This window comes from Escherichia sp. KCJ4928 (assembly GCF_004352695.1).
Lineage (GTDB): Bacteria > Pseudomonadota > Gammaproteobacteria > Enterobacterales > Enterobacteriaceae > ECMA0423.
The window spans coordinates 1-255 of sequence record NZ_SJWV01000845.1 but is presented as its reverse complement, the minus strand read 5'-3'; the positions used below and the strand labels follow the sequence as shown (position 1 = coordinate 255).

General features: G+C 45.5%; 1 protein-coding gene. It reads left to right on the top strand.

The genetic code is table 11. The features are described 5' to 3' along the window. A partial coding sequence (locus tag E0D98_RS27755) for a sulfatase-like hydrolase/transferase (protein ID WP_346655067.1) occupies positions 1–255 on the top strand: 255 nt, incomplete at both ends.

Here is a 255-nt window from a genome sequence, read left to right as displayed (position 1 = left end):
ATCCTTTGCCGACAACACCATGGCTGAATTCTGCTCCGGGTATATTTATTAATGGGTATTTCTCAGCAGCGCCGAATACGATAGGTTCACTCAGCAGAACACTGACGCTTGATTACACTGAAACAGGTAATCCGGGTAATAATATTGTTACGCTTGCCAGAAAAGCCGGGTATGAGACGTGGTGGATATCAAATCAGGGCTCTTTAGGGCAACATGATACGCTGATTTCTGTCATCGCCGCCAATGCGGATAAAA